The sequence below is a fragment of the Streptomyces sp. SPB074 genome (assembly GCF_000154905.1).
Lineage (GTDB): Bacteria > Actinomycetota > Actinomycetes > Streptomycetales > Streptomycetaceae > Streptomyces.
Genome location: NZ_GG770539.1, coordinates 6,448,548 through 6,457,808, shown reverse-complemented (window position 1 = coordinate 6,457,808; position 9,261 = coordinate 6,448,548). Strand labels below are relative to the sequence as shown.

At 73.3% G+C, this 9,261-nt stretch carries 10 protein-coding genes; 4 read left to right on the top strand and 6 right to left on the bottom strand.

Features of this window, described 5'->3' with window-relative positions:
• On the bottom strand, positions 1–428 hold a 428-nt coding region (locus tag SSBG_RS27600), incomplete at its 3' end, for a DUF1349 domain-containing protein (protein ID WP_037872055.1).
• A 97-nt stretch (positions 429–525) separates the two neighbouring features.
• Here SSBG_RS27600 and SSBG_RS27595 point away from each other — a divergent pair.
• Complete coding sequence (locus tag SSBG_RS27595; protein ID WP_234010662.1) at positions 526–888, top strand: PRC-barrel domain-containing protein; 363 nt, start codon at positions 526–528, stop codon at positions 886–888.
• A 251-nt stretch (positions 889–1,139) separates the two neighbouring features.
• Positions 1,140–1,403, top strand: coding sequence for a WhiB family transcriptional regulator (locus SSBG_RS27590; RefSeq protein ID WP_008749334.1), 264 nt, complete (start codon positions 1,140–1,142; stop codon positions 1,401–1,403).
• Positions 1,404–1,482: 79 nt separating this feature from the next.
• Here SSBG_RS27590 and SSBG_RS27585 read toward each other — a convergent pair whose 3' ends face one another.
• Positions 1,483–3,000, bottom strand: a complete 1,518-nt coding sequence (locus tag SSBG_RS27585) for a sodium:solute symporter family protein (protein ID WP_037870772.1) — start codon at positions 2,998–3,000, stop codon at positions 1,483–1,485.
• A 212-nt stretch (positions 3,001–3,212) separates the two neighbouring features.
• On the opposite strand from SSBG_RS27585, the gene SSBG_RS27580 reads away from it, so the two are divergent.
• Positions 3,213–4,094 carry an IclR family transcriptional regulator gene (locus SSBG_RS27580; RefSeq protein WP_008749332.1) on the top strand — a complete coding sequence of 294 codons (882 nt, stop codon included), beginning with the start codon at positions 3,213–3,215 and terminating at the stop codon, positions 4,092–4,094.
• Positions 4,095–4,235: 141 nt separating this feature from the next.
• Positions 4,236–5,060, top strand: coding sequence for an NAD-dependent epimerase/dehydratase family protein (locus tag SSBG_RS27575; RefSeq protein WP_008749331.1), 825 nt, complete (start codon positions 4,236–4,238; stop codon positions 5,058–5,060).
• 107 nt (positions 5,061–5,167) lie between these two features.
• Here the strand turns inward: SSBG_RS27575 and SSBG_RS27570 are convergent, their stop codons facing one another.
• Genes SSBG_RS27570 through SSBG_RS27555 form a run of 4 tightly spaced genes read right to left on the bottom strand, consistent with a single transcriptional unit; the run spans position 5,168 to position 9,128 of the window.
• Positions 5,168–5,617 (bottom strand): response regulator, encoded by a 450-nt coding sequence (locus tag SSBG_RS27570; protein WP_008749330.1) that lies wholly within the window; start codon positions 5,615–5,617, stop codon positions 5,168–5,170.
• Positions 5,614–7,329, bottom strand: coding sequence for a sensor histidine kinase (locus SSBG_RS27565; protein ID WP_008749329.1), 1,716 nt, complete (start codon positions 7,327–7,329; stop codon positions 5,614–5,616). Before SSBG_RS27565 ends, SSBG_RS27570 begins: the two co-directional genes overlap by 4 nt.
• On the bottom strand, positions 7,326–8,636 hold the full coding sequence (locus SSBG_RS27560; RefSeq protein ID WP_008749328.1) for a PP2C family protein-serine/threonine phosphatase: 1,311 nt from the start codon (positions 8,634–8,636) through the stop codon (positions 7,326–7,328). Before SSBG_RS27560 ends, SSBG_RS27565 begins: the two co-directional genes overlap by 4 nt.
• Before the next feature lie 48 nt (positions 8,637–8,684).
• The gene (locus SSBG_RS27555; protein ID WP_008749327.1) at positions 8,685–9,128 is read right to left on the bottom strand and encodes an ATP-binding protein; all 444 of its coding nucleotides are present in this window, start codon (positions 9,126–9,128) and stop codon (positions 8,685–8,687) included.
• Positions 9,129–9,261 lie beyond the last annotated feature (133 nt).

The window sequence follows — 9,261 nt, the reverse complement described above, 5'->3', positions numbered from 1 at the left end:
GCTGACCCGGACCGTGACGTCCTGGCCCCCCCCCCTTGGGGGGAGGGGGGGGAAGGGGACAAATCGGGAAGGCCCCGTGGGGGGCCGTGGGTGACGACGGCGCCGAGATGCGGGACGCCGTCGCTCGTCTCGCCCCCGGCCTTGAGCCAGGTCCCGGGGGCGACCCGGACGAGGACCCCCGCCTGGTCGTAGAGCTCGGGCAGGTCGGCGCGGAAGGTCACTTCGACGGCGCTGTCCGGGGCGAAGGGCACGAGCAGGGCGTGCCCGGTGTCCCGGACGAAGCCGTAGGAGGTCGTGCGCCAGAAGTCGCTGCCCCCGGCCGCCGTGACGAGCAGCGACCCGTCCGCCTCGTCCGTACGGTGCGCGGGCGGCCGGTTGAGCCACTCCCCCGCCGTCCACGCCACGCGCTGTGTGCTGTCCGTCGTCATGACGCGTGCTTCGCACGTCCCCGGCTGCTCCGGTTGCCCCGGGGGCGCCCGGGGTGCGCCATGGAAGGAGGACACCGCACGGCGAGGGGTGATCACGGTGACGAGGAGCGAACGGCTGGGCGCGCCGGGTGAGCTGGACGGCCTCGACGTCTACGACGACGGCGGCGAGAAGATCGGCGGTGTGGACGAGGTCTATCTGGACGACCGGACGGGGCGCCCCGAGTGGGTCACGGTCCGCACGGGGCTCCTGGGCCTGCGCGAGCACTTCGTACCGCTGGCCGGAGCGGTCCGCGAGGGCCGCCGCCTCACCGTCCCGTGGCCGAAGGACTTCGTCCGCGAGGCCCCGCGCCCCGGCGACACGGAGGAGTACATCGACGCGGCCAGGGAGGGCGCGCTGTACGCCTACTACGGGCTCCCGGAGGACACCGTGCCGGAGGACCCCGAGGGCGAGGAGGACTGAGGCCGGGGACCCGCCTCGGCCACGCGCTCCCCGCCGCCGCGCACCGCCTCACGTCCCCGCGCCCCCGCCGTACCACCACGCGCCCCCACCGTCTCCCCGCACGCCCCCGTCGCCGCGCGTCTCGCGGAGGTGGCGCGGGGCTCGCGTGAAGGGTCTGCGGCGGGGGGCGTGAAGGCGGTGCGGCGGGGTTTGCGGGCGGAGCGGCCCGGTCACCCGCACCGCATCGTTCCCGATCCGAGGAGGGACCTCCCATGGAGTGGATGCGGCGCGCCGCGTGCGCGGACACCGACCCCGAACTCTTCTTCCCCGTGAGCAACGAGGGCCCGGGCGCCACGCAGCGCGCGGAGGCGAAGCGGGTGTACACCGGGTGCCCGGTGCGCGCCGAGTGCCTGGAGTACGCGCTGGAGAGCAAGCAGCGGTCGGGGGTCTGGGGCGGCCTGGACGAACGCGAACGGGCCACGCTGCACCGGGGCCGCCGGTCCCGGTCCCACTCCTCCGGCGCGGGACGGCACTGACCGCGTACCGCCGGGCCGGCGCCGGAGGAGCCGCGCGAGCGCCCCGTACCCGCGCCCCCGTCCCGTGCCGGGGGCGGGCTCAGGCGCGTACCGGGCTCTCCTCGCTCGTGTGCGGGGGCCCCGAGGGGTCGTCGTCGGTGTCGGCAAGCCGCGCGAGGACGCTCTCCGTCTCCTCGGAGGGCTCGGGGAGCAGGAAACCGAGGCCCGTGTAGAGGGCGAGCGAGACGAGGACCGGGGTCGCGACGAGCCACGTCTGCGAGGTGTCGAAGACGTAGTGGACGAGCGCGTACGCGAGGAGCCCGCTCGCCCAGGAGACGAGCGCCGCGCGGGGCCCGCAGGTGCGGAAGCGCGGCAGCATCCCGAGCAGGAGCGGGACGGATATCGGCCCCATCAGCGCGGCGACCCAGTTGACGACGATCTGGAGCACGCCGCCCAGGTTCTCGGCCTGCGTCGCGACCGCCATCGTCAGCAGGACGAAGACGACCGTCGTGACGCGTGCCGCCTTGAGGCCCTGCCGCTGCGTCCAGTGCCGGGCCCGCGCCGAGAGCACGGGGATCATGTCGCGCGTGATGACGGCCGAGATCGCGTTGGCGTCGGAGGAGACCATCGCCATCGTGTGCGAGAAGATCCCGGCGAGGACGAGGCCGATGAGCCCGTGCGGCAGGAATGTCGTGGCCATGACAGCGTAGGAGTCGTTGGGGTTGTCGAGGCCGGGGACGAGCAGGGGCGCGGCGAACATCGGGAACATGAGCACGATCGGCCAGAACAGGTAGAGCGCCGCCGAGAGCCGCGCGCCGCGACGGGCCTCGCTCGCGCTGGGTGCCGCCATGTAGCGCTGGGCGAGGTTCCACATGCCGCCGTTGTACTCCAGCGTCTTGACGAGTACGTAGACGAGCAGGAAGACGGTCGTGTACTGCGAGGTCGCCGGGTGCAGGTGGCCGTCGGGCAGGTCGCCCCACATCGTCCAGACCGCCGAGAACCCGCCGAGCTTGTGGAGCACGACGACGATCATGACGAGCGCGGCGGCCCCCTGGATGACGAACTGCCCGAGTTCGGTGAGGGCGTCGGCCCACAGACCCCCGATCGTGCAGTAGACGAGCGTGATGGCGCCGGTGATGAGGATGCCGAGGTTGTAGTCGATCCCGGCGAAGACGTTGAGCAGCGTGGCGACGGCGAACCACTTGGCCGCGATGTCGGCGATCTTGAGGAGGCTGCCGCTCCAGGCGAGGGCCTGCTGCGTGGCGACGTTGTAGCGGCGGGCGAGGTATTCGAGGGGTGAGGCGGCGCCGAGCCGGGAGCGCAGCCGGTTCCAGCGGGCGGCGAAGAGCCAGCTGCCGATCCCGACACCGACGCCGATGGAGGCGAAGCCCCAGAAGTAGACCGTGACCCCCGTCGTGTAGGCGACCCCCGCGTAGGCGACGAAGAGCACGGCGCTGTAGCCGGACATGTGGTGCGAGATCCCGGCGAGCCACCACGGCATCCGGCCCCCGGCCGTGAAGAAGTCCTTCACGTCGCCGACCCTGCGGTGCGACCACCAGCCGATCAGGACCATGAGGCCGAAGTACGCGCACATGACCGTCCAGTCGAACGGATGCATCGATGACTTCCTTTCAGCGTCCGTCATTCCGGGAGGCGTTCACAAACATGAACGCGTATGCTGTACTGGAACTTGTCCATCTCCATGAACGCGACGGAAGCTAATATGGCCTCCGTCACAAGTCAACGGAGCGGACAGGGACGGCTGGAACGCGGGGGCGCCGACCGTTCCGGGACGAGGAACTCCGTGCAGGTAGAGGGGACTTGAATCGCGTGGCGACACCGAGCACACAGGAGGCCGCGGAGGCGGCCGGAAAGCGGGCGGCCAGGGCGCCGGTCGCGGAAGCAGCGGCGGCGGGCGGGCGCGCCGGGGAGGAGGACGAACGGGCCGGTGGCGGCACGGGCGTCAAGTCCGCCCGGCGCGCGCTGGACCTCATGGAGACCTTCGCCGCGCACGACACCTGGCTCACCCTCGCCGAGCTCCACACGCTCACCGGCTTCCCGCGCTCCAGCCTGCACGGGCTGCTCCGCACGCTCCTCGACGTGGGCTGGCTGGAGCAGGACGCGGGCGCGGCCCGCTACCGGCTCGGCATCCGCGCCCTGGTGTGCGGGACCGCGTACCTGGACCGCGACGCCGCGATGCCCTTCGCGACCGAGGCCCTGGAACTGATCAGGGAACGCACCGGGTTCACCGCGCACTACGCGCGGCGCAGCGGCGCGCAGGTGGTCTACCTGGAGACCCGCGAGGCGAAGCGCTCGACGCACCTCATCTCGCGCGTAGGCCGTTCGCTCCCGGTGCACGCGACGGCGCTCGGCAAGGCGCTGCTCGCGGAGCTGACGCCGGCCGAGGTGGACGCGCTCCTGCCCGGCACGCTCACCGCGCTCACCGCGCGCACCGTCGTCAGCCGCGAGGGGCTGCGCGCCGCGTGCGAGCGGGCCAGGGAGCTGGGGTACGCGACCGAACGCGAGGAGGGCACGCCGGGCATCCGCTGCGTCGCCGCCGTCGTCCCGTACCGCATCCCGGCCAGCGACGCGATCAGCTGCTCGCTGCCCGTGGACCAGATCGACGACGCGGGGGTGCGGGAGATCGGCGAACTGCTCGTCGAGGTCACCACGCGGCTCGGGCGCGAGCTGCGGCGGGCGGGCATTCGCTGAACGGCCCGGACCCCGGCGGGCGAGCACGCGCCGGACGGGCGGAGCCCCGCCCGGTGCCCGGGGACGCGCCGGGCGGTCCCCCGCCGGGTCCGTGAAGACACCATCGCCCCCGCCCGGGGGCCGTCACGAAGGAGCACCACCGTGGGAGCACAGCGGCTGTTGATCACTGGGGCCGCGGGCGGGGTCGGGCAGTTGATGCGGGGACGGCTGCGCCGCCCGGGGCGGGTGCTGCGCCTGCTGGACCTCGCACCGCAGGAGCCGGGCGCCGCGGGCGAGGACGTCGAGACACTGACCGGCTCGGTGACCGATCCCGAGGTGATGGCGCGGGCGTGCGAGGGCGTGGACGCGCTCATCCACCTCGGCGGACTGAGCCGGGAGAACTCCTGGGAGTCGATGCTCGCGACGAACATCCACGGCACCCAGGTCGTCCTGGACGCCGCCCGGCGGGCGGGCGTCACCCGGGTGCTGCTCGCGTCGAGCAACCACGCGGTGGGCTTCCGGCGCGTGGACGAGGCGGGCCCCGAGGGGCTGCCGGCCGACTCCACGCCCCGCCCGGACTCGTACTACGGCGTGAGCAAGGCCGCGATCGAGGCGCTCGGCAGTCTCTACCACGCGCGCTTCGGCATGGACGTGCTCGCGCTGCGCATCGGCTCCTGCTTCGAGACCCCGCTGCCGCTCGGCCGCCGCGGTCTCGTCACCTGGCTCTCGCCGGACGACTGCGCCCGCCTCTTCGAAGCCTGCCTGAGCGCGCCCTCGCCGGGCTACCGGCTCGTGTGGGGCGTCTCGGACAACACGCGTCGCGTCTACTCGCTCGCGGAGGCGCGGGCGCTGGGCTACGAGCCGCAGGACGACGCGGAGGCGTACGCGCACCTGCTGCGGGACGCCCCGGAGCCCCCGCCGCTGGAGACCGCGCACGTCGGGGGCGGCTTCTGCACGAACCCGCTGGGGGCGCCGAACCCGCTGTGACCCGACACCCCGGACGCGTCGGCCCGCACCCGTCGGCCCCCGGAGGCCCCGGACACGGACACCCCGGACCCCGTCGGCTCAGGGCCCGGCGGCCCTGCGGGCCCGTGTCAGGAGGAGGCCGCGCGCGGCAGGCGCACCACGGTCACGAAGAAGTCGTCGATCTGGCGGACCGCCGCGATGAACTGGTCGAGGTCCACCGGTTTGGTGACGTAGGCGTTGGCGTGCAGGCGGTAGCTGCGCAGGATGTCCTCCTCGGCGGAGGAGGTGGTGAGCACCACGACCGGGATGTGGGCGAGGTTGTCGTCGCTCTTGATGCGCTCCAGGACCTGCCGGCCGTCGTACTTGGGCAGGTTGAGGTCGAGGAGGATCAGGTCGGGGCGGGGGGCGCCCGCGTGCTCGCCCTGGCGGTAAAGGAAGTCGAGCGCCTCCTGCCCGTCGCGCACGACGTGCAGGGTGTTGCGGATCTTGTTGTCCTCGAACGCCTCGCGCGTCATCAGCTCGTCGCCCGGGTCGTCCTCGACGAGAAGGACCTCGATGGGCTGGGGTGGGGTGTTCACTTCGCGGCTCCAAGCGTGGCGGAGGACGGGGACTGCGGGGACGGGGACTGCGGGGAGGAGGACCGCGCGGGGTCCGGGGCGTCGGCCCGGCTCTGCGGGGACTGGGCGGGGACGAGGGCGAAGCTTCCGTCCTCCGGGGGCGTGCCGGGCAGGGCGGGGAGGGTGAAGCGTACGCGGGCGCCCTCGGTGACGGCGTGGTCGAGGCCGATCTGCCCGCCGTGGTGCTCGACGATCTTGCGGCACAGCGCGAGGCCGATCCCCGTCCCGCCGTACTCCTCGCGGCCGTGGAGGCGCTGGAAGATGACGAAGACCTTCTCGCCGAACTCCTCGGGAACGCCGATGCCGTTGTCGGTGACCGCGAAGTGCCACACGTCGCCCTCGCGGACGCTCGTGACGCGCACACGCGGGGTGCGCTCGGGGTGGCGGAACTTGACGGCGTTGCCGAGCAGGTTCTGCCACAGCATCGTGAGCGTCGTGCGGTCGCCGAGCACGCGGGGCAGCTCGCCCCCGGTCTCCACGACGGCCCCCGCCTCCTCGATCGGCACCTCCAGGTCGCTCAGCGCGCGGTCCAGCGTGTCGCCGAGCGGGATCTCCACGAGGTCGCCGCCCATGCGGCCCACGCGCGAGAAGGCGAGCAGGTCGTTGATGAGGACCTGCATCCGCTTGGCGCCGTCCACGGCGAAGTCGATGTACTGCTTGCCGCGTCCGTCGAGCTGTTCTCCGTACCGCTTCTCCAGGAGCTGGCAGAAGGAGGCGACCTTGCGCAGCGGTTCCTGGAGGTCGTGCGAGGCGACGTAGGCGAACTGTTCCAGCTCGGCGTTGGAGCGCTGGAGCTCGGCGGTCTGGGCGTCGAGCTCCGCGGTGCGCTCGGCGAGCAGCGCCGCGCGGGAGCGGGACTCGGACAGCTCGGCGACGATCTTGCGGCGCATGTCCTCGACGGCGAGCCCGAGGGCGCGGACGTCGGAGGGGCCGTCGATGGCGATGGGCCGGTCGAAGTCGCCCGCGCGCACGAGCTGCGCGCCGCGTTCGAGGCTCGTGAGCGGGCGGCCGACGATGCGGCGCAGGAGCACGGCGAGAACGCCGCCACCCACGACGAGGACGACGAGGATGCCGAGGAAGGTGCCGTCGCGCAACCGCTTCGCCGCGTCCAGCTCCTTGTTCGCCTTGTCGCGCACCTCGTCCAGGTGCGTGATCTGCACGTCGAAGAGCCTGCGGATGTGGTCGAATTCGGTCTTGCTGGAGTCCAGCCTGCCCGGGGCCACCGGGGCGCCGTCGCGGACGCGGTCGATGACCGGCTGGGCGGTGCCCGCGCGCCACCGTGCGGCGGCCGCGCGCAAATCCTTGAGGTCGGCGACCGGGGCGGAGTAGCCCGCGAGGAGCTGGGCGGCGCCGTCGCCGTAGCGCTTCTCGTCCTTCTGGCCCTGGGCGTACGGCGCGAGGAAGGACTCGTCGCCCGTGAGGGCGTAGCCGCGCACGGCGGTCTCCTGGTCGAGCAGCGCCTTCTGGAGCCGGAAGGAGGCCGAGCGGGCCGGCTGGATGCGCTCCACGAGGTCGGAGGTGCGCTGGTTGGTGCGGGATACCTGCGCCGCCACCAGGACGGCGGCGAGCACGAGCAGGGCGCCGAGGACGGCGAGGACGAGGTTCATCCAGCCCTGGACCGAGAGGCGCCCGGTGCGGCCCGCGCGCGGGGACGCGCTGTGGCCCTGTGTCATGACTTCTTCTCCCAGGCGAGGTGCAGGACGGCGAGATCGTCGGAGAGGCCGCCCGCCGGTGCGGCGAGAGCCGTGACCTCCTGGACGAGGGTGTGGACGAATTCCGGGCCCGCCAGCTCGTTGTGGCGGTGCGCGAGGTCGAGGAGCCCGGTCTCGCCCAGTCGTGTTCCCGGCCCCGTACGGCCCTCGAAGAGCCCGTCGGTGAAGGAGACGACGGCCGTGTCGGGCTCGACGGCGCGCACCGCCTCGGGCCAGGCCGAGGCGGGCAGGTAGGGGCCGAGCAGCCCGAGGGCCATGCCGCCGTCCGGCTCGTACCAGTCGATGCCGCCGGGCGTGCGGATGAGGCTGCCGTGGTGCCCGGCGCGGACGGTGTGCAGGGTGCGGCGGTCGGGGTCGAAGCGGAGGCTCACGTACGTGGCGAAGACGTGCTCGCCGGCGCGTTCGGCACACAGGATCTCGTTCAGCAGCCGCGCCTGGTCGGAGCCGACGCAGCCGGTGAGCACCGCCGCGCGCCAGGCGACGCGCAGGCACACGCCGAGCGCGGCCTCGGCGGCGCCGTGCCCGGAGACGTCGCCGACGACCGCGTGCACGGTCCCGTCGGCCGTCTGCACGACGTCGTAGAAGTCCCCGCCGAGCAGGGCGTGGTCGCGGCCCGGCTCGTAGCGCGAGACGACGGAGAAGTCGGCGGGCACGGTACGCAGCAGCGGGGTGGGCAGCAGGCCCAGTTCGAGACGGGCGTTCTCCTCGGCGCGCAGCCTGCTCACCTGGAGCGCCGCGGAGGCCCGCTCGACCACCTTGCGCTGGACCGCGTAGCGCACGGCGCGGCCCAGGGTCTCGGGGTCCACCCGGTTCTTGACCAGGTAGTCCTGCGCGCCGAGCGCGACCGCGTCGAGCCCGATCTCGCTCTCGGCGAGACCGGTGAGGACGATGATCGCGGCGTCCGGGGCGGAGTTCAGGACCCGGCGGACGGCGTCGAGGCCGTGCACGTCCGGGAGGTGCAGGTCGAGCAGGACGCACAGGGGGCCCGCCGTGCGGGCGAGCACCGCCTGTGCTTCGGCGAGGGTCTTGCACCAGGTGAGGCCCAGATTGAGCGCGCTGTCGGCGAGGTACTCCTCGACCAGCAGCGCGTCCCCCGCGTCGTCCTCGACGAGCACCAGGGTGACGTCGAGTTCCCACCCCGGATCGGCGTGCCCGGCACGCGGTCGCGGCAGCGAGGATTCGAGCCCCGTGGGCCCTTCGGCCACTTCACACCCCCACTGGAAAGCAGGCGTCCATGTGGCGGACCTCTGCGAGACAAGCAGAAGCATACTGGCCCGGCATCGGGGGCGGAGGCGGCGCGGGGGCCGCCCGGGCGCTCAGCGGGCGAGGACCGCCGTCACCGTCTTGCCGCCGTCCGGCTCGGCGCGGACGGAAAGCGTCTCGGCGATCTCCCTGACCATCGGCCAGCCGAAGCCGCCCGTCGTGCCGTCCAGGCTCGGGGTGCGCGGGGCCGGGGGCTCGGAACTCGGGTCGCGCACCTCGACGGTGAGCGTGCCCGGGGTCGCGCGCAGCGACAGCCCGGTGACCGCGCCCGCGTGCCGCAGCGCGTTGCTGACGAGTTCGGAGACGAGCAGCAGGAGGTGTTGCGCGGTACGGGCCGCGACGACGGGGCGCAGCCCGTCGAGGAAGACGCGTACGGCCTCACGGGCCTCGCCCGCGTGCTCGGGCCGCGAGTGGTGCTCGGGCCGCGAGTGGTGCGCGGTCTCGGCCGCGGGGCCGCGGGGCGCGAGGGCCTGCCCGGCCTGGTCCAGGTGATGCATGGTCTCACCCCGTCACTGGGAGCCCTTGGGGACTCCGTATCGGTACGTGAAGTGGTGTACCCCGCGCAGGGGAGCTGAAAAGGGGTGGGGCGAAAGGAAGCCGCGGAGAGGGAGGGACGGGGGAACGCCGACG

Coding starts and splice junctions, on each gene's coding strand:
- SSBG_RS27590 (WP_008749334.1), top strand. CDS start 1,140: ATGGAGTGGATGCGGCGCGCCGCGTGCGCGGACACCGACCCCGAACTC.
- SSBG_RS27555 (WP_008749327.1), bottom strand. CDS start 9,128: ATGCATCACCTGGACCAGGCCGGGCAGGCCCTCGCGCCCCGCGGCCCC.
- SSBG_RS27560 (WP_008749328.1), bottom strand. CDS start 8,636: ATGCTTCTGCTTGTCTCGCAGAGGTCCGCCACATGGACGCCTGCTTTC.
- SSBG_RS27565 (WP_008749329.1), bottom strand. CDS start 7,329: ATGACACAGGGCCACAGCGCGTCCCCGCGCGCGGGCCGCACCGGGCGC.
- SSBG_RS27585 (WP_037870772.1), bottom strand. CDS start 3,000: ATGCATCCGTTCGACTGGACGGTCATGTGCGCGTACTTCGGCCTCATG.